Origin of the sequence: Stenotrophomonas maltophilia (assembly GCF_006970445.1) — a bacterium.
Lineage (GTDB): Bacteria > Pseudomonadota > Gammaproteobacteria > Xanthomonadales > Xanthomonadaceae > Stenotrophomonas > Stenotrophomonas maltophilia_AU.
In genome coordinates this window covers 1,473,679-1,497,787 of the sequence record NZ_CP033877.1, presented here as the reverse complement: position 1 = coordinate 1,497,787, position 24,109 = coordinate 1,473,679, and the positions used below count along the sequence as shown (strand labels likewise).

Below are 24,109 nucleotides of genomic sequence, written 5' to 3'. Positions count from 1 at the left end.
ACGTCGGCTCTTCCCCGCTATGGAGTGACCATGAAACTGCACTCGGCCGGCCTTGCCGCCCTTTCCCTGGCCATCGCCCTGGGCCTGTCGGCCTGCGGTGGCGACAAGCAGGCCGCACAGCAGCCGGCTGCCGACGGTGCCGCTGCCCCGGCCGCCGCCGGTGCCGGTGCCAAGGTGACCGCCGAAGTGTCCGGCGCGGGCGCGTCCTTCATCTTCCCGCTGGTCTCCAAGTGGTCGGCTGACTACAACGCCAGCACCGGCGCCAAGATCAACTACCAGTCGATCGGCTCTGGTGGCGGCATTGCCCAGATCAAGGCCGGCACCGTCGACTTCGGTTCCTCCGACAAGCCGCTGAGCAGCGAAGAGCTGGCCCAGGCCGGCCTGGCGCAGTTCCCGTCCGCGATCGGCGGCGTGGTGCCGGTGGTCAACATCGAAGGCCTGGAAGGCGGCAAGCTGCGCCTGAGCGGCGCCCTGCTGGCCGACATCTTCCTGGGCAAGGTCAAGACCTGGAACGACCCGGCCATCGTCGCCGCCAACCCGGGCGTGAAGCTGCCGGACGGCAAGATCACCCTGGTCCACCGTTCGGACGGTTCGGGCACCACCTTCAACTTCTCCAACTACCTGTCCAAGGTCAGCCCGGAGTGGAAGACCAAGGTCGGCGAAGGCACCTCGGTGCAGTGGCCGGACGGCGTCGGTGGCAAGGGTAATGAAGGCGTTGCTTCGTACGTGAAGCAGATCAAGGGCTCGATCGGCTACGTCGAACTGGCCTACGCGCTGCAGAACGGCATGCCGTACACCGCCATGCAGAACGCGGCCGGCAACTGGGTCGAGCCGAGCGCGGAAACCTTCGCCGCCGCGGCCGCCAGCGCCGACTGGGCCAGCGCCAAGGACTTCAACCTGGTCATCACCAACGCACCGGGCGAGCAGGCGTGGCCGATCACCGCCACCAACTTCATGCTGATGCAGAAGAAGCCGAAGGACGCCAAGCGCAACCAGGACACCCTGGCCTTCTTCAAGTGGGCCTTCGAGAACGGCCAGGCCCAGGCCAACGAGCTGCACTACGTGCCGCTGCCGGCCGAACTGGTCAAGCAGATCGAAGCCTACTGGGCGACCGACCTGAAGTGACGGACATGACGGTGCCCGCCCCGCGCGGGCACCGTCTCTTCCACGCCGTGCCGCCCCGCCCCTTCCTGGCCCTGCCGTCCCCATGAATGCCATCGCCCAGCCTGTAGCCGCCCCGTCCACGCGTGATGCGCGTGATGCGCGTGATGCCCGCAACGACAAACTGTTCCGATGGGTGCTGGTCGGCACCGTCATCTTCGTCCTGATCGCCCTGGCCTGTGCCGCGCTGTCGATGCTGTGGGGCGGCCGCCATGCCCTGCAGATGCAGGGCCTGAGCTTCTTCTTCTCCGCCGACTGGAATCCGGTCGAGAACAAGTTTGGTGCCCTCGCCCCGATCTACGGCACGCTGGTCACCGCCGCCATCGCGATGGTCATCGCCGTGCCGGTCAGCTTCGGCATCGCCTTCTTCCTCACCGAAGTCGCACCGCGCTGGCTGCGTGGCCCGGTCGGTACCGCCATCGAACTGCTGGCCGGCATTCCCTCGATCATCTACGGCATGTGGGGCCTGTTCGTGCTGGTGCCGGTGATGACCGAGTACGTCCCCCCGTTCCTCAACGAACCCCTGGGCGAATGGCCGATCATCGGCCCGATGTTCCAGGGCCCCGCCGCTGGGCATCGGCATGCTCACCGCCGGTTTCGTACTGGCCATCATGGTCATTCCGTTCATCTCCTCGGTGATGCGCGAAGTATTCCTGACCGTGCCGACCCGCTTGAAGGAATCGGCCTACGCGCTGGGCTCCACCAAGTGGGAAGTGAGCTGGGACATCGTCCTGCCCTACACCCGCTCGGCAGTGATCGGCGGCGTCTTCCTCGGCCTCGGCCGCGCCCTGGGCGAGACGATGGCGGTGGCCTTCGTGATCGGCAACAGCGTGCGCCTGTCGCCGTCGCTGCTGGAACCGGGCACCACCATCGCCGCGTTGATTGCCAACGATTTCGGCGAAGCCACTGAAACCTACCGTTCGGCCCTGCTGCTGCTCGGCTTCGTCCTCTTCATCGTCACCTTCGTGGTGCTCGCCATCGCCCGCCTGATGCTGATGCGCCTGTCCCGCAAGGAGGGCAACTGATGTCCAGCACCGCTGACTCCCTGTACCTGCGCCGCCGCATCGGCAACGTCATCGCCATCGCGCTGTCCTGTGCCACCGCGCTGTTCGGCCTGTTCTTCCTGGGCTGGATCCTGTTCACCCTGGCCTCCAAGGGCCTGGCCGGCATCAACCTGGATCTGTTCACCAAGATGACGCCGCCGCCGATGCAGGAAGGCGGCCTCGCCAACGCCTTCTTCGGCAGCGCCGTGATGTGTGCGCTGGCGATCGGCATCGGCACCCCGCTGGGCGTGCTGGCCGGCACCTGGCTGGCTGAGTACGGCAACGCCCGCAAGGCCGGCACCGTGGTCCGCTTCGTCAACGACATCCTGCTGTCGGCCCCGTCCATCGTGCTTGGCCTGTTCGTCTACACCCTGTACGTGATGCAGACCGGCGGCAACTTCTCGGCGTTCGCCGGTGCCCTCTCGCTGGCCTTCATCGTGCTGCCGGTGGTGGTGCGCACCACCGACGAGATGCTGCGCCTGGTGCCCTCGCAGATGCGCGAAGCGGCCCTGTCGCTGGGTATCCCGCAGTGGAAGGTGATCGTGCAGGTGCTGTACCGCAGTGCCTCGGCCGGCATCATCACCGGCATCCTGCTGGCGCTGGCCCGCATCTCCGGCGAGACCGCACCGCTGCTGTTCACCGCCTTCGGCAACCAGTACTGGAACAACAACATCTTCCAGCCGATGGCCTCGGTGCCGGTGGTGATGAACCAGTTCGCCGGCAGCCCGTATGAATCCTGGCAGACGCTGGCCTGGGCCGGCGCCCTGGTGCTGACTGTCTTCGTGTTGCTGGTCAGCCTTGCCGCCCGCGGCATCCTGCTGCGCAACCGTATCTCCCATGACTGACCTTTCCGTGGATAACGCCATGAACGACCTTTCCAACGCCGTGCCGATGCAGCGCATCGCCGTGCCGTCCTCGCACGAGAGCCTGCACACGCCGTCGCCGGTGAAGCTGGCTGCGCGTGGACTGGACTTCTACTACGACAAGTTCCACGCCCTGAAGGGCATCAACCTGGAGATCCCGGAAAAGCGCGTGACCGCGCTGATCGGTCCCTCCGGTTGCGGCAAGTCGACCCTGCTGCGCATCTTCAACCGCATCTACGCGCTGTACCCGAAGCTGGAAGCGCGCGGTGAAGTGCTGCTGGACGGCGAGAACATCCTGTCGCCGAAGTACCCGATGAACCGCCTGCGCAGCAAGGTCGGCATGGTGTTCCAGAAGCCGGTGCCGTTCCCGATGACCATCTTCGAGAACGTGGCCTACGGCATCCGCCACCACGAGAAGCTGAGCAAGGCCGACATGGCCGACCGCGTCGAGCAGGCGCTGCGTCAGGGCGCGCTGTGGGATGAAGTGAAGGACAAGCTGGGGCAGAGCGCACTGGGCCTGTCCGGTGGCCAGCAGCAGCGCCTGTGCATCGCCCGTGCCGTGGCCCTGCGCCCGTCGGTGCTGCTGCTGGACGAGCCGACCTCGGCGCTGGACCCGATCTCGACCAGCCGCATCGAGCAGCTGGTGGAAGAGCTCAAGCACGAGTACACGATCGTGATCGTCACCCACAACATGCAGCAGGCTGCGCGCGTGTCCGACTACACCGCCTTCATGTACCTGGGCGACCTGATCGAGCACGACCGCACCGAAGTGATCTTCTCGCAGCCGTCGCAGCGGCAGACCGAGGACTACATCACCGGTCGCTTCGGCTGATCGACGCTGTTCCTTCGCCACATGTTCCAGCCAGGCATGGCCTGGCTCTACCCGGATTGCAGACCATGAATCTTCCCAACGACCACATCGTCAAGAGCTACGACGAAGAGCAGCAGCGCCTGGTGGCCGAAATCGTGCGCATGGGCGAGATGGCCGTCGCCCAGCTCGAAGCCGCGATGGACGTGATCGAGAAGCGCGACGAGAACGCCGCCCATCGCATCATCGCCAACGACGAAGCGATCGATGCGCTTGAGCAGCAGATCAGCCACGACGTGATGCGCCTGGCGCTGCGTGGCCCGATGGCGCGCGACCTGCGCGAGATCCTGGCGGGCCTGCGCATCCCGGCCGACATCGAACGCATCGGCGACTATGCGGCCAACGTCGCCAAGCGTTCGATCGCACTGGGCAAGGTGCCGCCGCTGCCGCAGATCCAGGGCCTGCGTGCGCTGGGTCGCCTGGCCGCGCAGCAGGTGCGTCGCGCCATCGCCGCCTACCGCGACAACGATGCCGATGCCGCGCTGGAACTGCGCGAGGACGACGCCCGCCTGGACGCGCAGTACACCGCGCTGTTCCGCGAGCTGCTGACCTACATGATGGAAGACCCGCGCAACATCACCCCGTGCACGCACCTGCTGTTCATGGCCAAGAACCTGGAGCGCGTGGGCGACCACGCCACCAACATCGCCGAGAACGTGTGGTTCCTGGTGCACGGCGAGCAGCCGCTGCCGCCGCGTGAAAAGCGCGACGAGACCTCCAGCACCGGGCAGCCCTGACGCTGCACTGCAACACCGGAGTCGACTCCAAGGTGGCCGCTGTCCTGGTGACAGCGGCCTTCTTTTTTGGCGTCTTCCACCCGCATTGTGGGCGCCGGGCTTGCCCGGTGCAGACCTTCCGGATGCTTCTGTAACAAACCTCACGAAAATTTGAGTTCTTGGCGAGGATTCGTTGAGTAGGATCGCTGCACCATCGATTCACCCCGGGCACCTGCCCACCACCCAGGAGTAAGACCGATGAGCAGTTCCAACAAGACCCTGTCCCTGCTGACCGCTACCGCCCTGGCCGCCGGCCTGGGCATGACCGCCAGTGCCTCGGCCCTGAGCATGAGCGACCTCGCCCAGGGCTACCTGGTCGCCGGCCAGGCGGCCAAGGCCAGCACCGATGCCAAGGCTGCCGATACCAAGATGGCCGCTGACGCAACCAAGCACGCCGAAGGCAAGTGTGGTGCCGACGGCAAGAGCGGCGAAGGCAAGTGCGGTGCCGACAAGGGCAAGGCTGCCGGCGCAGCGGGTGCCAAGGCCAAGACCGGCGACAAGAAGTCGGCGGAAGGCAAGTGCGGCGAAGGCAAGTGCGGTGGCAAGCACTGACGTCCGCGCCAGCCTCGTCCACCCGCGGTCGCCGCTTCGTGCGGCGGCCGCCGGGTTGGGCCTGCGCCGGGCGCTGCTGCAGGACCTGCGTGACGCCCCGGCAGGCGACTTCGACTTCCTCGAATGCGCGCCGGAGAACTGGATCCATGTCGGCGGGCCTGCCGGTGATGCGCTGGCCGAACTCGCGCATCGCCATCCACTGAGCTGCCACGGCCTGTCGCTGTCGCTGGGCGGCAGTGCGCCGCTGGATACCCAGCTGCTGGAGCAGGTCGGCCGGTTCCTCGAGAAGCACCGCGTGCCGCTGTACAGCGAGCACCTGAGCTACTGCAGCGACGACGGCCACCTGTACGACCTGCTGCCGATTCCCTTCACCGAAGAAGCAGTGCGCCATACCGCGGAGCGCATCAGCCGCGTGCAGGACCTGCTCGGCCGCCGTATCGCGGTGGAAAACGTGTCCTACTACCTGGCGCCGGAACCGGCGATGGACGAACTGGCGTTCACCAATGCAGTGCTCGCCGAAGCCGACTGCGACCTGCTGCTGGACGTCAACAACGTCTACGTCAACGCCTGCAACCACGGCTACGATGCCGATGCATTCATCGCCGGCCTGCCTGCACAGCGCATCGTCTGCCTGCACGTGGCCGGGCACCTGGACGAGGCACCCGACCTGAAGATCGATACCCATGGCAGCGCGGTGATCGATCCGGTCTGGGAACTGCTGGCACGCACCTACGCACGCATCGGCCCGCGCCCCACCCTGCTCGAACGCGATTTCAATTTCCCGCCCTATGCGGAATTGCAGGGCGAACTGCAGACCATCCGCCGCCTGCAGGCCGCGCACGCCGGGGCTGCACATGGCTGATTGCGCCGACACCCTGCGCGCGCAGCAACACGCGTTCACCGCGCACCTGCGCGACCCGCAGGCGGTACCTGCGCCGGCCGGCCTGGATCCACGCCGGGTGGCGGTGTACCAGCACCTGCTGTTCAACAACCTCCTCGGCCTGTTGAGCAATGGCTTCCCGGTCTGCGTGCGCCTGCTTGGCGAACCGGCCTGGAGCATGCTGGTACGCCACTACTTCGCCACCCATCGCTGCCAGACACCGCTGTTCACCGAACTGGCCGCCGAGTTCGTGCAGTGGCTGCAAGGGCAGCCGCAGCTGCCGCATCCGGCGCTGGCCGAACTGGCCCACTACGAGTGGGTGGAAACCGCGCTGTACCAGCTGCAGGCCGAGCCACTTCCTGCCCCTGGCGATATCGATCCGCTGCGGGTGCCGCTGCAGCGCTCGCCGCTGGCGTGGCCGCTGCTGTACCAATGGCCGGTGCACCGTCTCGGTGCAGAGGATGCACCGACCCAGCCACCGCCCGAACCCACCGGCCTGCTGGTTCGCCGCGAAGCCGACGGTGAAGTGCGATTCGCCGCGCTCAGCCCACTGGCGGTGTACCTGCTGGCCAGCATCGGTGAACAGCCTGGCCAGCAAGGGCATCTCTACCTGCAGCAGCTGGCTACTGCACATGGGCTGGCCGAGGATGCACTGGCCGAACCCGGTGCCGCGCTGCTGCAGCAGTTCCTGCAGGCCGGCGTGATCGGCCCGCTCGCATCCCCGCCCTGACGCCCCTTCCTCCGGAGATCCACCGATGAACCTTCCGCTCCTGGCCGCCGCGCGCGGCCAGCTGGACCGTCTCGCCCCCTGGTTGGCCCCGCTCGGCCTGCGCCTGCTGCTGGCCTGGGAATTCTTCGAATCCGGCCGCGAAAAGCTGCGCGGCCAGAACTGGTTTGCCGACCTGCAGGACGCCTTCCCGTTTCCGTTCGACCAGCTGCCGGTCGACCTGAACTGGCAGCTCGCGACCTGGTTCGAACTGGTCGGTGCGGCCTGTCTGCTGGTCGGCTTCGGCACCCGTTTTGCCGCCGCCAGCCTGCTGGTGCTGACCGTGGTGGCCACCTATGCAGTGCATTGGCCGATGGAATGGCATTCGCTGGGCGACCTCGCCATGGGGTATGCCATCAGTGACCAGGGCTTTGGCAACTTCAAGCTGCCGGTGCTGTTCATGGCGATGCTGCTGCCGCTGCTGTTCACCGGTGCCGGCAGGCTGAGCGTGGATGCGTGGCTGGCGCGGTGGTCCGCGTCGGGCATGGTGGCGCAGCCTTCGGTTCGGTAGACGCCGCCGCTGGTCGCCGTGCACCGTGTGCCAACCAAGGTTGGCACCTACCGGGATCCTGGGCACCTGGGTCGACACGCTCCACCCGTGCACCGAGGGCTGGCGAGGCGCTCAGGGTCGCTCTGCTAGAATTCACGCATGACTGACCCCACCCCCGCACCTGCCGCCGCTCCCGATTCCGCAGTACCCCAGGCGCAGCGCGCGATGTCACAACGCTTCCGCGGCTTCCTGCCGGTGGTGGTGGATGTGGAAACCGGCGGCTTCGACAGCCAGCGCAACGCGCTGCTGGAAATCGCTGCGGTGCCGATCGAGATGGACGAGAACGGCCTGCTCTACCCCGGCCAGACCGCCAGTGCCCACGTGGTCCCGGCCGAGGGCCTGGAGATCGACCCGAAGTCGCTGGAAGTGACCGGCATCATCCTCGACCACCCGTTCCGGCTGGCCAAGGAAGAAAAAGCAGCGCTGGACCACATCTTCACTCCGGTGCGTGCGGCGATGAAGAAGTACGGCTGCCAGCGCGCGATCCTGGTCGGCCACAACGCCCATTTCGACCTCGGCTTCGTCAACGCCGCAGTGGCCCGCACCGGCCACAAGCGCAACCCGTTCCATCCCTTCAGCGTGTTCGACACGGTCACCCTGGCTGGTATCGCCTATGGGCAGACCGTGCTGGCGCGTGCAGCGACGGCCGCCGGCCTGGGCTGGGATGCCAACGAAGCACACAGCGCGGTGTATGACACCGAGCAGACCGCGCGGCTGTTCTGCACCATCGCCAACGCCTGGCCGCGGTGAAGCGGCCAACGGCGGAGCCCCTCGTGGCGGGCTGACAGCGATTCCTGGCAGGGCCGGGCGGGTGGACTGCGCAGGGGACGCTGCAAGTACATCCCTGTAAGCTCGGTCGCCGCATCCATGCGGCTCACGCCCCTGCGCAGCCCACCCGCCCGGCCACGGACAATTTCCGGCGAGCGCCACGGAAAGATCAGAAAAGCGGGAGCAACAGCGGATCGCTGCGCTCGATGGGTGCTGTCGCCGCCCTCGGTGGTGGGTCAGTTCTCTGGTAGCTGCCGACCGTTGGTCGGCACCGCCGGTTGGTAGGGCAATACCCGTAGATCCACGCCATGCGTGGATGCGATCAACCGATGCTCGTACGGTCGCGGCCGTCGCTCTTGGCGCGGTACAACGCGCGGTCTGCGCGCTGGTACAGCAGCGCCGGGGTGCGGTCGTCGGCATCCAGTTCGACCAGGCCTGCGCTGAAGGTCACGCGCAGACCCGCCACGCCGGCCCAGTCGGGATGGTCATGGAATAGACCACGCAGGCGCGCGCACAGCTGCGCGGCTTCCTCCAGGCGGGTGTCGTTGAGCAGCAGCGCGAACTCTTCGCCGCCGGTGCGCGCCGGCAGGTCGGAGTCGCGGCTGGCCGCCGCGATCAACGTCGCCACCTGCACCAGCACGGCATCGCCGATGCTGTGGCTGTGGCGGTCGTTGACGTCCTTGAAGTGGTCGATGTCCAGCACCACCAGGCACAGCGGATGACCACTGCGCTGCGAACGGGCGAAATCACGCGCAAGCGTTTCGTCGAAGCCGCGGCGGTTGGCCAGGCCGGTCAGGGCATCCTCGCGGGCCTGCCGCTCGAAGGCTTCGGCCTGGCGCGCCAGACGCTCGGCCAGTTCGGTCTTTTCCTGGTTCAGCGCCTGCAGGTGCACGGTCTTGGCCTGCAGGTCGAAGGTTGCTTCGTCCACCCGCCGTGCCAGGCGCAGGTTGCTGGCCTTCAGCTGCTGCAGCAGCAGCCGGTACAACGCTACCAGTCCGGCCAGCAGCAACAGCCCGGCCAACACCTGCACGCTGCGGCGCTGCCACCAGAACGGCTCCACGGTGAAGCTCCACACCGCCTCCTGTTGGCCCCAGCTGCCACTGGGGTGGGCGGCCGCCACATGCAGGGTGTAGTCGCCCGGCGGCAGGCCGACGAACTCGACACTGCGCTGCGGGCCGCGCTCGACCCAGCCGGCATCCAGCCCATCCAGCCGCGTGCGGTAGCGGATCCGGTCGGACATCAGGTAGCTCAGGCCGACGTAGCTCACCGCCAACCGGCGGCCACCGGGAATGTGGTTGCGATCCGGTCCCTCCCAATGCACCGGCGCGCCATCCACCTGCACGCTCTCGATCGCGGCCGGCGGCGATGGCCGTTCGCGGAAGCGCTGCAGGCGCTGCGGGTCGACCGTGCTGAGGCCACCGGCAGTGACCACCCAGAACGTGCCGTCCTGGCGCAGGATCGCCGATGGGCCGGAGCTGCCGTTGGCCTGCGCATTGGCCATGCCGTCGATCTCGTTGTATCGCTCCACCACCACCCGCGGCGCGCGGCCATCGGCCACCGCATTGAGGGTGGCCATGTCGGTGCGCAGCACGCCGCGGTTGCTGCTGATCCACACATTGCCGAGACGGTCCGGCACCAGCTGGAACACGGCATCCACCGGCATGCCCTGCTCCAGGCCGACCCGTGCCAGCCTGCCGTTGCGCCAGCGGTACAGGCCGCGGTCGCTGCTGATCCACATCGCATCGCCCAGCTGGTGGAAACCGAACACACTGCGGCCCCCGCCCAGCGGCGCCAGGTCGATCGACTGCACGTGGTCGCCACGCAGCACGCGGATGCCTTCGATGGTGCCGATCCACAGGTTGCCCTGGTGGTCATGCTCGAGCGCGGTGATCAGGCCACCGGGCATGCCCGGCACGTTCGAGACCTGCACCCGGTCGCCGTCGATGCGCACCACGCCCTTCTGCGTACCGGCCCAGACAACGCCCTGCGGATCAACGCTGATCGCACGGATGTTGCCACCCGGCATGCCGTCGTCCGCCGCATAGTTGTGGCGCAGGCGGCCGTCGCGGCCCAGCCGGTAAACGCCGTCGCCGAACGTTCCCACCCATAGATCGCCGTCCGGCCCCTGCGCCAGGCTGAGGACCGAGGGTGCCTTGCCGCCACGGTTGTGCAGCGGCATCGCGCGGAAACGGCCATCGGCAGTCTGCAGGTCAAGGCCACTGGCACTGCCGACCCACAGCTGGCGGTCGCGATCTTCGAACACCGTGCGCACGTAGTCGCCACTGAGCCCATCGCGCTCGGTGTAGCTGCTGAACAGTGTTTCGCGCAGGCGGTACAGGCCACCGTTGGCACCCACCCAGATGCTGCCTTCGGCATCCTCGCGCAGGCTGACCACGCGTCCACCCGGCAGGTTCAGGCCGGCTGGCAGCCGCTCCAGGCCATGTGAGGAGATGCGCAGCAGGCCCTGGTTCTCGGTGCCCAGCCACAGGTCACCATGACGATCCTGCAGCATCGAGGTCATGTGCAGCTGGCCCGGCAGGCGGTGCACCAGCACCAGCTGGTCGTCCTCCACCCGGTACAGGCGCTCGCCGGCGACGATCCAGAGCGCGCCGTCCGGTGCCCGGTACGGCCACGACAGGCCGCTGCCGGCGCCCAGCCCCCATGCGGCGGGCGCGCGCTTGAGCACGCCGTCGTTGTCGCGCAGCACCAGCCCGTCGAGCGTGCCGACCCAGACCCGGTCCTGCGCATCGACCACCAGCTTGGTGAAGCTCATCGCCATCGGCAGGTCCGCCGCCGGCGCCTGGTAGACGATGCCGCTGTCCGGCGTCAGGTAGCCGATGCCTTTGCCTTCGTACAGCAGCCACAGCCGCCCCTGGCTGTCCATCTGCATGGACTGGATCAGCACCTGCGGCGTATCGGCCTGGTGCTCCCAGACCCGCCATTGGCCATCACTGCCACGGTGGCTGACGTTGCCGCGCGAATCGCTGATCCACAGCCCGCCCTGGCGGTCGACGAACAGTGCGCCGATGCCGTTGTCGCGCAGGCCCGGGCGCGTGCTGCGGTCGAACACGGTGAAATCCAGGCCGTTGTAGCGCACCAGCCCTTCCCAGGTGGCGAACCAGAGATGGCCTTCCGGTGTCTGCGCGATATCGCGCAGCGAGTTGTGCGGCAGGCCGTTTCGCGAGGTCCATACATCGATGGCGTAGTCGCGCAGCGGGGGCGCGCCTTCCTGTGCAGCCAACGGCAGTGCGAGGGCCAGCAGCAGCCACAACAGGCCCTGCCGCAGTGCCCGCCTGAATCCCGATGCGCGGCGCTCCACCCAGCGCCTCTCGTCCCCCTGCCCGCCCATCACCGCAGCGGCGGCGGCCAGGTGCGGCTGCAGGATGCGGCAGCGTGCGGGAACAGCCGGGCAGCGTGCAATGGCATGCCGGCGGGAACGGGCTGGCTCATCGGGGGGAGACTGGGGAGATGCGCAGATGATAGGCCAAACCCCTGCCCCGGCGTCACCGTTCGCAGCCCGCCGGCTCAGCCGGCGCGGCCGGGCGCCACCACCTGCGCACTGGCCGGCCACTGCACCACGGCCTCCAGGCCACCTTCGGCCCGGTTGCGCAGCCACAGCCGGGCCCCGTCCTTCTCGGCGAGGGCGCGGGCGATGGTCAGGCCCAGGCCGGCCCCGCCGGTCTGGCGCGAACGCGAGGTTTCCACCCGCACGAACGGATCGAACACCGCCTCCAGCTGCTCTTCGGCCAGGCCCGGACCGTCATCGGCCACCACTACGGTGATCGCACCGCCGCTGCGCTCGACCCGCACCCGCGCCCGCTGCGCGTACATCACCGCGTTGTCCACCAGGTTGGAGAACAGGCGGTGCATGGCCAGCGGACGCAGCATCAGCACCGAACCACTGCCACCTTCGAAGACCACATCGGCGCCGCCTTCGGCGGTGTCCTCGACGATGCTCTCCAGCAGCGAATCCAGGTCGAGTGCGGCGCGCTGCTCGGCGCTCTCGGCACTGCGCGCAAGTTCCAGGCCTTCGCGCACCAGCGCCTGCATCGCCGCCAGGTCGCCGATCAGGCGCTCACGCAGGGCCTCGTCGCTGACATTCTCCAGGCGCAGGCGCAGCCGGGTCAGCGGCGTCTGCAGGTCGTGGGTGATCGCCGCCAGCATCTGCGTGCGTTCGGCCAGGTGCCGCTGCAGGCGGTGCTGCATGGCGTTGAAGGCTTCAGCGGCGCGCTGCACTTCGCGCGGCCCGCGCAGTGGCAACGGGTCGCGCTGCAGGTCATCGCCCAGGTCTTCGGCGGCTGCGGCCAGTTCCTGCAGCGGCGCGCTGGCCATGCGCGCGACGATGTAGGCCAGCACGGCGATCGCCAGCACCAGCAGGGTCAGGAACCACGGGTCCACGGCGAGGATGCCGTTGTGCGCCACTGCCGGCGAGTCCAGCGCCAGCTTCAGCAGCGTGCCGTCGTTGAGGGTCACGTCCACTGCGCGGCATTTGGGCGGAATGAACGCCGGGTCGCGTTCGCGCGGCGGCCGCCGGTGGCCCGGCGGCGGCGGCGGCAGCAGGTCCTGCAGCTTGGGAATGCAGGAGCGGAATGAAGCGAAGTGCACGTGCGCGCGCGACACCGGCCCGGGGCGGTCTTCCAGCACTTCCATCAGCGCCGTGTCGGCACGTCCCAGGCGTGCGCCCGGCTGCAGCGCACGCACGCTCGGCCCGCCGATTGCCAGCAGGCGATCGCGCAGCTCCGGATTGCCGTCCAGCAGGTTGACGTAGCCCTGCAGGCGGTCGGCGATGCGGTTCAGGTTCTGCCGCTCGAACTCCTGCTGGCGCTTTGAGGTGGCCAGCATGGTCGCACCGATCGCAGCCACCGCCATGCCCAGCAGCAGGATCACGAACAACCGCCCGACCATCGAGGACAGGAAATGGCGCAGGCGCTTCATCGCGTCTTATTCCAGGTTGACCGACGAGGCCAGCACGTAGCCCTCGTTGCGTACGGTCTTGATCAGTCCATCGGGGCCACCATCGTCGCCCAGCTTGTTGCGCAGGCGGCTGACCTGCAGGTCGATCGCGCGATCCTGTGCCTCGTAATTGCGGCCGCTGCTGAGCGCGACCAGCTGCTCGCGCGACAGAACCTTGTTGGCGTGGGCGATGAACACCCGCAGCAGACGGAATTCGGCGCCGGACAGCACCACCACGCGGTCATCCGGATCGACCAGGTGGCGATGCTCAAGGTCGAATACCCAACGCGAGAAGCGCGCGCGGCGTACCGCCAGCGGCTCCAGATTGGCGGGCAGCGCCTCGGTCCGGCGCAGCACGTTGCGGATGCGTGCCAGCAGCTCGCGTGGCTCGAACGGCTTGGCCAGGTAGTCGTCGGCGCCCATTTCCAGGCCCAGCACGCGGTCGATCGGCTCGGCGCGTGCGGTCAGCATGATCACCGGCGTATTCGAACGCGCACGCAGGTCACGGCACAGGGTCAGGCCATCCTCGCGCGGCAGGTTGAGGTCCAGCACGATCAGGTCCACGTGCTCGCGGTCCAGCAGCTGGCGCATGGCGGTGCCATCGGCCGCGGTGCTCACCTGGTAGCCGGCACGGCCGAGCTGCTCGGCCAGCAGCGTGCGGATGTCGTTGTCGTCGTCGACGATCAGCAGTCGATGCATCGGGTTTTCAGTCTCCATTTCGCGATCATCCCGTGTCGGCAGCTGAACCGCATCCGGGGCAATGCGTACCAGTGTATCCACCCACGGTCGGGATACCTGTGGTTACGCGTATTCACCGACAGTGTTACATACAGACATACCCCGAGGATTGAGCCGTCCATTGCCCGGTCTTCACAATGCCCACCAACGCCGCCCGCGCGGCCCCGAGAGTGAAGCCACGACGTGACGTTCCGCCTGCTGCCCGCGACTCGCCGGAGTCGCCTGATACTGATCGCCCTGCTTGCCCTGATCATCGCCGCGACCGCCTGGTGGCTGCTGCGCAAGCCCGCCGCCCCGGCGGTGGCCACCTCGCCGGTCAGCCGCGGTGACATCGAGCAGACGGTGGATGCCACCGGCGTGATCGACGCCTACAAGCTGGTCAGCGTCGGTGCGCAGGCCTCGGGCCAGATCAAGTCGCTGAAGGTGCAGCTGGGCGACACCGTGAAGGAAGGCGACCTGATCGCCGAGATCGACGCCACTACCCAGCAGAACCAGGTGCTCAACGCGCAGGCCTCGCTGGACCAGGTCACCGCCCAGCGCGCCGTGCAGCAGGCCACCCTGCGCCAGGCCGAACTGGAATTCGCGCGCCAGCAGCAGATGCTGGCCGCCGAGGCCACCTCGCGCCAGGAATACGATGCCGCCGAGGCGCAGCTGAAGACCGCCCGTGCCCAGCTGCAGTCCTACGAGGCGCAGATCAAGGGCCGCGAAACCGAGTTGGGCACGGCCCGCGCCAACCTGGCCTACACCCGCATCACCGCGCCGATGGATGGCACCGTGGTGGCGGTGGTGGCCGAGGAGGGTCGCACGGTGAACGCCAACCAGACCGCACCGACCATCGTCATGCTGGCGCGGCTGGATGTGGTCACCGTCAATGCCGAGATCTCCGAGGCCGACGTGGTCAAGATCAAGGCCGGCATGCCGGTGTACTTCACCACCCTGGGTGACCCCGACCGCAAGTACCACGCCACGCTGCGCCAGATCAATCCGGCGCCTGCCTCGATCGCCAATGAAAACTCGTCCAGTTCCAGCAGCTCCTCCAGTTCCAGCTCCAGCAGCGCGGTCTACTACAACGCGCTGTTCGACGTGGAGAACCCGGACGGCACGCTGCGCATCGACATGACCGCGCAGGTCTCGGTGCTGCTCAAGCAGGCCAAGGGCGTGCTGATGGTGCCGGCGGTGGCACTGGGGCCGAAGCGCCGGGGCGACGAGCGCATGGTGCGGGTGCTGGACGACAAGGGCCAGCCGCAGCCGCGCAAGGTCACTGTGGGCATCAACAACGGCGCCTCGGCCGAGATCCTGTCCGGCCTGAAGGAAGGCGAGCGCGTAGTGGTCGGCGAAGCCGGTGCGGCCGGTGCCAGCGCCGGCGGCGGCAACCGCGGCGGCATGCAGATGCGGGTCGGCGGCCCGGGTATGGGGCGCCGATGAGCACGACGGCGCCGCTGCTGCGCCTGCGCGACCTGCGACGTGAATTCCCGGCCGGCGATGATGTGATCGCCGTGCTGCGCGACGTCAATCTCGACATCCACGCCGGTGAGATGGTGGCCATCGTCGGCCAGTCCGGCTCGGGCAAATCGACGCTGATGAACATCCTCGGCTGCCTCGATCGTCCTACCCGTGGCAGCTACCAGGTGGCCGGCCGCGAAACCGGGAAGATGGAACCGGACGAACTGGCCGAACTGCGCCGTGAGCATTTCGGCTTCATCTTCCAGCGCTACCACCTGCTGGGTGACCTGGATGCGCGCGGCAACGTGGAAGTGCCGGCGGTGTATGCGGGCAGCCCCGGCCCGGTGCGCAACGCGCGTGCCGAGCAACTGCTGCAGCGGCTGGGCCTGAGCGACCGCATGCATCACAAGCCGGGCCAGCTGTCCGGTGGCCAGCAGCAGCGCGTGTCGATCGCACGTGCCCTGATGAACGGCGGCGAGGTGATCCTGGCCGACGAACCGACCGGTGCGCTCGACACGAAATCCGGCGAGGAAGTGATGGCGATCCTCGGTGAGCTGCATGCCGAAGGCCACACCATCATCATCGTCACCCACGACATGAGCGTGGCCGAGCACGCGCAGCGCATCATCGAGATCCGCGACGGCGAGATCATCGCCGACCGCGCCAACCCGAATGCGCCGACCTACCGTGCACAGCGCGAGGCCAGCACCGGCGTGGCCCGCGGCAACAGCTGGCGGGCGGCCCGTGACCGCTTCACCGAGGCATTCCGCATGGCCCTGCTGGCGATGAACGCACATCGGCTGCGCACCTTCCTGACCATGCTCGGCATCATCATCGGCATCGCCTCGGTGGTCTCGGTGGTGGCGCTGGGCAATGGCTCGCAGCAGCAGATCCTGCAGAACATCAGCGCACTCGGCACCAATACGATCGACGTCTATCCCGGCCGCGGTTTCGGCGACATGCGCTCGGCACGGGTGCAGACACTCAAGGCCAGCGATGCCGATGCACTGGCAAAGCAGAGCTACGTGGACAGCGCCACCCCCAGCGTTTCGACCTCGGTCACCGCGCGTTACCGCAACCAGTCGTCCACCGCCCAGGTCAGTGGCGTCGGCGAGCAGTTCTTCCGGGTCAAGGGCGTGACCCTGCTCAGCGGCAGCTTCTTCGATGCCGATGCGGTGAAGGGGCTGGGCCAGGTGGCGGTGATCGACGAGAACACCCAGACCCAGTTCTTCCCCGATATCGATCCGGTCGGCCAGGTGATCCTGCTCGGCAACGTGCCGGCACGCGTGGTCGGCGTGGCCAAGCGCCAGAGCTTCGGCTTCGGTGGCAGCACCAGCCTCAGCGTGTGGGTGCCGTACACCACGGTGATGTCGCGCATGCTCGGCCAGAGCCACGTGTCCAGCATCACCGTGCGCGTGGGCGACGACACCCCGATGGATGCCGCGCAGGAAGCGATCACCCGCCTGTTGACCCTGCGCCACGGCACCGAGGACTTCTTCCTCAGCAACAGCGCCGAGATCCGCCAGACCATCGAGCAGACCACGCGCACGATGACCCTGCTGATCGGCGCCATCGCCGCCATCGCACTGCTGGTCGGTGGTATCGGCGTGATGAACATCATGCTGGTATCGGTAACCGAGCGCACCCGCGAGATCGGGGTGCGCATGGCGGTGGGTGCACGGCAGAGTGATATCCGCCAGCAGTTCCTGATCGAAGCGGTGCTGGTGTGCCTGCTCGGCGGCGTGCTCGGCATTGGCCTGGCTCTGCTGCTGGGCTCGATGATCGGCCGCTTCGCCAGCGACTTCCAGGTGCTGTTCTCCACCGCCTCGATCGTCGCCGCCTTCGCCTGCTCGACCCTGATCGGCGTGGCGTTCGGCTTCCTGCCCGCGCGCAACGCCGCGCAGCTCGACCCGGTGGAGGCCCTGGCCCGCGAATGAAGATGATGACCCGACAGCCCTTCCCTGCCTCCTCGCGCCTGCTGCTGGCCGGTGCCGTTCTGCTCGCCCTGTCCGGCTGCGCGTCGGTCGGCCGTTATCCGGTGAGCGACCCCGACGTGGCGGCCCAGTATGGGCGCGGCGATGCCACCCTCAACGCGCCGGCCGACGACCCGCGCAGCAGCCTGGATACACCGGGCCGCGACATCCGCCAGGACACCTGGTGGACCGGTTTCGGCGATGAACGCCTGGACCGCCTGGTGGCGCAGGCGCTGGCCGCGAACAGCGATCTGGCCGCTGCCGGCCTGGCCGTGCAGCGTTCGCGCCTGCAGGCCGGCCTGGCCAGCAACGCGCTGTGGCCGCAGCCTTCATCATCCGGCGTCAGCGGCAATGCCAACCGCGCCACCGACCAGGCCGACGACTGGCGCCGCAGCTATTCCACCGGCGTCTCGCTGGGCTGGGAAGTGGACCTGTGGGGCCGCCTGCGCACCCAGCGCGACATCGCCCGCTGGGAAGCCGAAGCCAGCGAGGAAGACCGACAGAACACCGCCCTGCTGGTGATCAGCGACACCATCACCCAGTACTGGAACCTGGCCTACCTCAACCAGTCGATTGCCACCGGCCAGGCCAACCTGGAGCGCCTGGAACGCACCCGCGAACTGGTGCAGGCGCGCTTCGACGCCGGCGCGGTATCGCGCCTGGAAGTGCGCCAGGCGCTGCAGAACCTGCAGTCGCAGCGATCCTCGCAGAGTGCACTGGAGCAGCAGCGGGTGGAGGTACGCAATGCACTGACCGTGCTGCTGGACGGCACACCCTGGCCACAACAGGACGAACCGCAGGACCTGCTGGGCGCACGCAGCCCGGGCATCAGCGAAGGCCTGCCGACCGACCTGCTCGGCCGCCGTCCCGACCTGCGCGCGGCCGAACTTCGCCTGCGCAACAGCCTGAAGACCATCAAGGTCACCGCCACCCAGTACTACCCGGCGCTGAGCCTCACGGGCAGCCTCGGTTCCAGCGCGACCTCGCTGGGCGATGTGCTGCGCAACCCGGTGGCCACGCTGGGCGCCGGCCTGTCGCTGCCGTTCCTCAACCTGCAGCGCGCGCAGCTGGACACCGATATCGCCGGCACTGCCTACCAGATCGCCGCCACCAACTTCCGCAAGACGCTGTACACCGCGCTCTCGGAAGTGGACAACGCGCTGTCGGCGCGCGAGCAGCTGGTGCGCCAGGTGGCGGCCTCGCAGGCCTCGTACGACGAAGCAGTGGAAGTGGAGCGCGCGCAGGAAGTGCGTTACCGCGTGGGTGCCACCGATCTGCGCACCTGGCTGGAAGCGCAGCAGACCCGGCGTGATGCCGAGCTGTCGCTGGCGCGCGTGCGCCAGGGCCAGCTGAACAACGACGTGACCCTGTTCAAGGCACTGGGTGGCAGCGCGGGGTGAGGCGGCAAGAGCGCCAACCAAGGTTGGCGACTACCTGGTGGGTGTCGACCTTGGTCGACACAGCCGCTGCTGCCAATCAACCGCGCTGGCGTACGGCCTCAAACAGACTGACGCCGGCAGCGACGGAGACATTCAGGCTCTCGATCTCGCCCGGCATCGGGATCTTGACCAGGCCATCGCAGTTCTCGCGGGTCAAGCGGCGCAGGCCATCGGCTTCGCCGCCCAGCACCAGTGCGATATTGCCCTTCAGGTCCAGCTGGTACAGCGACGCGGTGGCTTCGCCGGCCAGGCCATAGATCCACACGCCCTGCTTCTGCAGGTCCTTCAGGCAGCGCGACAGGTTGGTCACCGCCACCACCGGGATGAGATCGGCGGCACCGGCCGAGGTCTTGCGCACGGTGGCATTGACCGTGGCCGACTTGTCCTTGGGGATGATCACTGCAGTCGCACCGGCCGCAGCAGCCGAACGCAGGCAGGCACCCAGGTTGTGCGGGTCCTGCACCTCATCCAGCACCAGCAGCAGGGCCTTGCCCTCTGCCGCAGTGACCAGGCCTTCCAGCTCGTTCTCGCTGTAGGTGCGGGCGGCGGCATAGCGCGCGGCCACGCCCTGGTGGCGCACCGAACCGCCGACACCGTCCAGCGCCTGGCTGTTCACCTTGCGCACGTCGATGCCCTTGCGGCGGGCGTTTTCCTCGATCTCGGTCAGGCGCGGGTTCTTCGCACCGGCCTCGACCAGCACTTCGCGGACGTTCTCGGCGTCGTTCTCGATGGAGGAGGCGACGGCGTTGACGCCGACGATCCACTGGCTGTTCTTGCTCATGCGGGCGGGGACCGGAAAGGGGGTGGCTATGGTAGAGCATCAGCGGCGACCGCGCTTCGCGCCCGCCCGGCATGGCCCGGCGCTACCTGCCGTTCATCCTTCGGCTGAACGGCTGCGCGGCGGCCAGTGCGGGGTGTCGTGGTCGGGGTGCTGGTGGGACACGATCGTGGCCAGGAAATCCAGCGCCGCGATGTCTTCCTCGGTTCGGCTCCCCGGCAGCTGCCCCAGATCGTCCACGAAGGGCAGCTTGCGCTCCATGCCGTACTGCCGGGTCGGCGGCAGGCGCTCGGGCTCATCGAAGGCGCCGGCGGCAACCGCCACGCCATCGGGCGCCTCATAGGTCAACGGCGTACCACAATCGGCGCAGAAGCCCCGGCGCACCACGTTGGAGGACTGGAAATAGCGCGGCTGGCCGCGGGTCCAGCTGAACTGAACGCCGCGCACCGACACCAATGGCGCGTAATAGGCACCAAAGGCTTTCTGGCACATCCGGCAATGGCAGATCGAGCTGTCGGTCAGCGCGCCGCGCGCCTGGAAGCGGATCGCCCCGCACTGGCAACCGCCGCTGTATTCGGGTTGACCCTGCATGCGATGTCTCCTGGTCGTGCCGGCCGCTGGCCGGCAACCTGCCGGTGCCGAGGGTGCCATGGATGCCGGCCAGCGGCCGGCACTACCACGGTCATCAATATTTCTCTTTCTTCCGCTTGGCCGGCTTGCCACGCTCCGGCAGCGGCGGCAGGCCGTCGCCTTCGTCCTCGCCCTTGTGCTCGACCAGGCGGAAGTCGATCTTGCGTTCTTCCATGCTGGCCTTCAGCACCAGGATGCGCACGCGATCGCCCAGCCGGTAGCTGCTGCCGCGGCGCTCACCGGTCAGCGTCTTGCGGGTGGCGTCGAACTTGTAATAGTCCTGCGGCAGCTGGGTCACGTGGACCAGGCCCTGCACCTTCGACTCGTCAAGCTCGACGAACAGGCCAAAGCTGGTCACGCCGCTGATCACGCCGTCGAACTGGCCGCCCACGTGCTTTTCCATCCACGCCGCGCGGTAGCGCTCGTCGACCTCGCGCTCGGCCTCGTCGGCACGACGCTCACGCTCGGAACACTGCAGCGCCAGCGCAGCCATTTCGCGCGCGTTGTAGGTGAACTTGTCCAGCGGCTTGCCGGACAACGCGTGCTTGATCGCGCGGTGCACCAGCAGGTCGGGGTAACGGCGGATCGGCGAAGTGAAGTGCGCGTACGCCTCCAGCGCCAGGCCGAAGTGGCCGTGGTTCTCCGGGCTGTAGATGGCCAGGCTCTGGCTGCGCAGCAGCACCGATTCCAGCAGCGTGGCATCGGGGCGGTCGCGGATCTTCTTCAGCAGCTTGGTGTAGTCGCCCGGGCGCACCTTCGACCACGGCGGCAGGCTCAGCTTGAACTCCTTGAGGAATTCCAGCAGGTCGGCGTACTTGGTTTCCGGCGGCTTCTCGTGGATGCGGTACGGCGCCGGCACATGGTGCGACAGCAGGTACTTGGCCGCCTCGACGTTGGCCGCGATCATGCACTCCTCGATCAGCTTGTGCGCGTCGTTGCGCACCAGCATGCCGGCCTGGGTGACTTCACCGCGGTTGTCCAGCACGAAGCGCACTTCGCTGCTTTCGAACTCGATGGCGCCACGCTTGGCACGCGCCTTGGACAGCACCTTGTACAACTGGTGCAGGCGTTGCACCTGCGGCAGCAGGTCGCCCATCCAGGCCTGGGTATCGGCATCGTCCTCGCCCACCGCCTTCCACACCTGGGTGTAGGTCAGGCGCGCGTGCGAGTTCATCACCGCCTCGTAGAAGCGCGAATGCGTGACCAGTCCGTCGCGGTCGATCTGCATGTCGCAGACGAAGCACATGCGGTCGACCTTCGGCATCAGCGAACAGATGCCGTTGGACAGCGTCTCCGGCAGCATCGGCACCACGAAGCCCGGGAAGTACACCGAGGTGGCACGCTTCTGCGCCTCTTCGTCCAGCGGCGTGCCGGGGCGGACGTAGTTCGAGACATCGGCAATCGCCACCACCAGGCGGAAACCATCGGCATTCGGCTCGCAGTACACCGCGTCGTCGAAGTCCTTGGCATCCTCTCCATCGATGGTGACCAACGGCGTGCTGCGCAGGTCGACGCGGCCGCCGATCATCGCCGGCTCGACCACCAGCGGCACCGATGCGGCTTCGTCCAGCACTTCCTGTGGAAACTCGAACGGCAGCTCGTGGCCGTGGATGGCGGTCTCAACCACCAGCGAGGCGGTCAGCTTGTCGCCGAGCACGGCGATGATGCGGCCGATCGGCGGACGGCGGCTGTCCGGCGCCTGGGTCAGTTCGCAGACCACCAGCTGGCCATCGCGCGCGCCACCGGTCTGGTCCGGCGGCACCTGCACGTTGCGCTGCACGCGCTTGTCGTCGGGCACCACGTAGTTGATGCCCATCTCGATGCTGAAACGGCCGATCAGGCGGGTCATGCCGCGTTCGAGCACGCGGGCGATGCTGCCTTCGCGGCGGCCACGGTGATCGATACCGGTCACACGGGCGAGCACCTTGTCGCCGTGCATCACCTTGCGCATCTCATAGGGCGGCAGAAACAGGTCGTCACCGCCCTCGACCGGGCGCAGGAAGCCGAACCCTTCCGGGTTGGCGATCACCACGCCGGTGACCAGGTTCAACGTCTGGATCGGGGCGAAGCCACCGCGGCGGTTCTGCACCAGCTGGCCGTCACGGACCATGGCGCCAAGCCGGCGCGACAGCGCCTCGGCCCGGTCCGGTGCAGTCAGGCCCAGGCGTGCGCCCAGTTCCTCGGCAGTCTGCGGCCCTTCGCAACGCTCCAGCAGGGCCAGGATGGCCTCGCGGCTGGCGATGGGCTGCTCGTACTTCTCGGCTTCGCGGGCGGCATAGGGATCGTCGATCACCTTGCCGGTCGGCGGCAGCTTGCGGCCCGGGGCCGGGCCCGGCGCGTCCGTACCGCGGACCTTGCGGCCACGCGGCGCGGTGCCACCTTCATTCAATTCGGGGAACCAGCCCGGCAACGGCTTGCCCGGCTTGGTGGTGCGGGCTGCGCCCGCCTTGGCGCCCTTGTTCGGGGCCTGGCTGCGGGACTTGCTCCCGCCCTTGCTTGGTTTTTTGGTAGTCATCGCCCTACATGGTAGCCGCTGACAGCGTGCAGAGCGGGTCAGTGGAGGCCCTGGAAGCGCCGCGTGAAATATTTGTTGGAAATCGTTGACAGCCTGCGGATTCATCTTCACAATTGCGCCTCTGGAACGCCCAGGTGGCGGAATTGGTAGACGCACTAGTTTCAGGTACTAGCGGGTAAAACCGTGGAGGTTCGAGTCCTCTCCTGGGCACCAACGAAAAAACTCCTCGCTTCGGCGGGGATTTTTTTTGCCTGCGATCCGGCGATGGGGTCGGCCCTGGGTCGGATCCCTTTCCACGGGAAAGGGCTCTGACCCCAAGCGAATGAGAGGGGCCAGTGCCCGTTCCGCACGCGAAACGGGATCCGCCTCCCGGATCTGCAAAAAGTGTTGACACCTTCATAACAACACCCCATAATCTCGCTCCTCGACGCCCAGGTGGCGGAATTGGTAGACGCACTAGCTTCAGGTGCTAGCGGGGGCAACTTCGTGGAGGTTCGAGTCCTCTCCTGGGCACCATGTCGAGAAAGAAAACAACCCGCGCAAGCGGGTTTTTTCTTGCCTGTGATTTGGGCGTTTGTAGAGCCAGCCGCGAACACCATCAGAACAACGGCCGCAGTACCAGCTCCAGCCCAAGCAGCAGCAGGAATCCGAGGAAACAGGCGCGGAACACACGCGCACTGATCCGCTGCCGGATCACCTGCCCCAGCCACATGCCCAGCAGCGCCGGCACCACCGCCAGCGCACTCAGGCCCAGTTGCTGGATGCCGAACGCACCATGCAGCACCAGGCCCGAGGTCAGTGCAATCGTCGACACGGTGAACGCCAGCCCGAGCGCCTGCACCAGCTCCTCGCGCTGCAGCCCCAACGACTGCAGGTACGGCACGGCCGGCATCACGAACACGCCGGTGGCCCCGGTCACCACGCCGGACAACGCGCCCACCAGCGGCCCCAACCAGCGCTCGCGCCGCTGCGGCACGCGGAACACCGGCGCAAGCAACGCATAGGCGGCATAGACCACCAATGCCACCCCCAGCGCAACGCGCGACCAGGTGCGATCGACCCGCACCAGCAACGCGGCCGAACCCAGCGTCACCACCACCACGGCCAGCATCATTGGCCACAGCCGCCGCACGATGTGGCCCAGCGCTGGCCCGGACAACAGCTGCCATGCATTGGTGACGAAGGTCGGAATGAACAGCATCGACGCTGCCGCCACCGGCGACAGCGTGCTGCCCAGCAGGCCCATCGCCACCGTCGGCAACCCCATGCCGGTCACCCCCTTGACCACGCCGGCCAGTACGAACACCAGCACCAGCAGCCCGTAGAAGTACATCGATTCATTCATGCCTTCATTGGATCGGGCCGTCGCTCGGCGCACAATGCGGTCTTCCCGGCCCACCCTTCGGCTGACCC

Annotated in this window: 19 protein-coding genes, 2 tRNA genes and 1 pseudogene; 15 read left to right on the top strand and 7 right to left on the bottom strand. The window is 67.6% G+C overall.

What is annotated here, in order from left to right; translation table 11 throughout:
* The first annotated feature begins 30 nt into the window (after positions 1–30).
* From pstS to rnt, 10 genes and pseudogenes are all read left to right on the top strand, one after another.
* Complete coding sequence (gene pstS / locus EGM71_RS06795) at positions 31–1,125, top strand: phosphate ABC transporter substrate-binding protein PstS (RefSeq protein WP_188488661.1); 1,095 nt, start codon at positions 31–33, stop codon at positions 1,123–1,125.
* Between the two features lie 82 nt (positions 1,126–1,207).
* Positions 1,208–2,186, top strand: a pseudogene (pstC, locus tag EGM71_RS06790) (phosphate ABC transporter permease subunit PstC).
* The gene (gene pstA, locus EGM71_RS06785; protein WP_188488659.1) at positions 2,186–3,049 is read left to right on the top strand and encodes a phosphate ABC transporter permease PstA; all 864 of its coding nucleotides are present in this window, start codon (positions 2,186–2,188) and stop codon (positions 3,047–3,049) included. The pseudogene pstC and the gene pstA overlap by 1 nt, the downstream one beginning before the upstream one ends.
* A 19-nt stretch (positions 3,050–3,068) precedes the next feature.
* Positions 3,069–3,899, top strand: coding sequence for a phosphate ABC transporter ATP-binding protein PstB (gene pstB / locus EGM71_RS06780; RefSeq protein ID WP_005408788.1), 831 nt, complete (start codon positions 3,069–3,071; stop codon positions 3,897–3,899).
* Between the two features lie 65 nt (positions 3,900–3,964).
* The gene (phoU, locus tag EGM71_RS06775; protein WP_014036547.1) at positions 3,965–4,672 is read left to right on the top strand and encodes a phosphate signaling complex protein PhoU; all 708 of its coding nucleotides are present in this window, start codon (positions 3,965–3,967) and stop codon (positions 4,670–4,672) included.
* A gap of 237 nt (positions 4,673–4,909) precedes the next feature.
* Positions 4,910–5,263: a hypothetical protein gene (locus tag EGM71_RS06770; protein WP_188488657.1), complete on the top strand. Its 354-nt coding sequence runs from the start codon at positions 4,910–4,912 to the stop codon at positions 5,261–5,263.
* Positions 5,250–6,125, top strand: coding sequence for an HvfB family MNIO-type RiPP peptide maturase (locus tag EGM71_RS06765; protein WP_188488655.1), 876 nt, complete (start codon positions 5,250–5,252; stop codon positions 6,123–6,125). Before EGM71_RS06770 ends, EGM71_RS06765 begins: the two co-directional genes overlap by 14 nt.
* Positions 6,118–6,873, top strand: a complete 756-nt coding sequence (locus EGM71_RS06760) for an HvfC family RiPP maturation protein (RefSeq protein WP_188488653.1) — start codon at positions 6,118–6,120, stop codon at positions 6,871–6,873. Before EGM71_RS06765 ends, EGM71_RS06760 begins: the two co-directional genes overlap by 8 nt.
* 25 nt (positions 6,874–6,898) lie before the next feature.
* Positions 6,899–7,420, top strand: a complete 522-nt coding sequence (locus tag EGM71_RS06755) for an HvfX family Cu-binding RiPP maturation protein (RefSeq protein WP_188488651.1) — start codon at positions 6,899–6,901, stop codon at positions 7,418–7,420.
* A gap of 138 nt (positions 7,421–7,558) precedes the next feature.
* Complete coding sequence (rnt, locus tag EGM71_RS06750) at positions 7,559–8,209, top strand: ribonuclease T (RefSeq protein WP_014036542.1); 651 nt, start codon at positions 7,559–7,561, stop codon at positions 8,207–8,209.
* 340 nt (positions 8,210–8,549) lie between these two features.
* On the opposite strand, the gene EGM71_RS06745 is transcribed toward rnt, so the two are convergent.
* From EGM71_RS06745 to EGM71_RS06735, 3 genes are all read right to left on the bottom strand, one after another.
* Positions 8,550–11,576 carry a ligand-binding sensor domain-containing diguanylate cyclase gene (locus EGM71_RS06745; RefSeq protein ID WP_188488649.1) on the bottom strand — a complete coding sequence of 1,009 codons (3,027 nt, stop codon included), beginning with the start codon at positions 11,574–11,576 and terminating at the stop codon, positions 8,550–8,552.
* 176 nt (positions 11,577–11,752) lie between these two features.
* On the bottom strand, positions 11,753–13,162 hold the full coding sequence (locus EGM71_RS06740) for an ATP-binding protein (RefSeq protein ID WP_188488647.1): 1,410 nt from the start codon (positions 13,160–13,162) through the stop codon (positions 11,753–11,755).
* Positions 13,163–13,168: 6 nt separating this feature from the next.
* Positions 13,169–13,897, bottom strand: a complete 729-nt coding sequence (locus EGM71_RS06735) for a response regulator (protein WP_057498358.1) — start codon at positions 13,895–13,897, stop codon at positions 13,169–13,171.
* A 204-nt stretch (positions 13,898–14,101) separates the two neighbouring features.
* Between EGM71_RS06735 and EGM71_RS06730 the strand changes: the two genes are divergently transcribed.
* The 3 genes from EGM71_RS06730 to EGM71_RS06720 are packed head-to-tail and all read left to right on the top strand — an operon-like array spanning position 14,102 to position 18,734.
* Complete coding sequence (locus tag EGM71_RS06730; RefSeq protein WP_188488645.1) at positions 14,102–15,343, top strand: efflux RND transporter periplasmic adaptor subunit; 1,242 nt, start codon at positions 14,102–14,104, stop codon at positions 15,341–15,343.
* Complete coding sequence (locus EGM71_RS06725; protein WP_188488643.1) at positions 15,340–17,298, top strand: MacB family efflux pump subunit; 1,959 nt, start codon at positions 15,340–15,342, stop codon at positions 17,296–17,298. Before EGM71_RS06730 ends, EGM71_RS06725 begins: the two co-directional genes overlap by 4 nt.
* Positions 17,295–18,734: an efflux transporter outer membrane subunit gene (locus EGM71_RS06720; protein ID WP_188488641.1), complete on the top strand. Its 1,440-nt coding sequence runs from the start codon at positions 17,295–17,297 to the stop codon at positions 18,732–18,734. The genes EGM71_RS06725 and EGM71_RS06720 overlap by 4 nt, the downstream gene beginning before the upstream one ends.
* Before the next feature lie 76 nt (positions 18,735–18,810).
* On the opposite strand, the gene rlmB is transcribed toward EGM71_RS06720, so the two are convergent.
* The 3 genes from rlmB to rnr form a co-directional block, all read right to left on the bottom strand.
* A complete protein-coding gene (rlmB, locus tag EGM71_RS06715) occupies positions 18,811–19,554 on the bottom strand; it encodes a 23S rRNA (guanosine(2251)-2'-O)-methyltransferase RlmB (protein ID WP_005408775.1) in 744 nt (247 codons plus the stop codon).
* A 93-nt stretch (positions 19,555–19,647) separates the two neighbouring features.
* Positions 19,648–20,142, bottom strand: coding sequence for a GFA family protein (locus tag EGM71_RS06710; RefSeq protein ID WP_188488639.1), 495 nt, complete (start codon positions 20,140–20,142; stop codon positions 19,648–19,650).
* Positions 20,143–20,236: 94 nt separating this feature from the next.
* The gene (gene rnr / locus EGM71_RS06705) at positions 20,237–22,696 is read right to left on the bottom strand and encodes a ribonuclease R (RefSeq protein WP_188488637.1); all 2,460 of its coding nucleotides are present in this window, start codon (positions 22,694–22,696) and stop codon (positions 20,237–20,239) included.
* A gap of 128 nt (positions 22,697–22,824) precedes the next feature.
* Here rnr and EGM71_RS06700 point away from each other — a divergent pair.
* Both EGM71_RS06700 and EGM71_RS06695 read left to right on the top strand, forming a co-directional pair.
* Positions 22,825–22,909: transfer RNA gene (locus EGM71_RS06700), tRNA-Leu, on the top strand.
* A gap of 216 nt (positions 22,910–23,125) precedes the next feature.
* Positions 23,126–23,212, top strand: a tRNA-Leu gene (locus EGM71_RS06695).
* An 82-nt stretch (positions 23,213–23,294) separates the two neighbouring features.
* Here the strand turns inward: EGM71_RS06695 and EGM71_RS06690 are convergent.
* Complete coding sequence (locus EGM71_RS06690; protein ID WP_188488635.1) at positions 23,295–24,041, bottom strand: sulfite exporter TauE/SafE family protein; 747 nt, start codon at positions 24,039–24,041, stop codon at positions 23,295–23,297.
* Between the last annotated feature and the right edge of the window lie 68 nt (positions 24,042–24,109).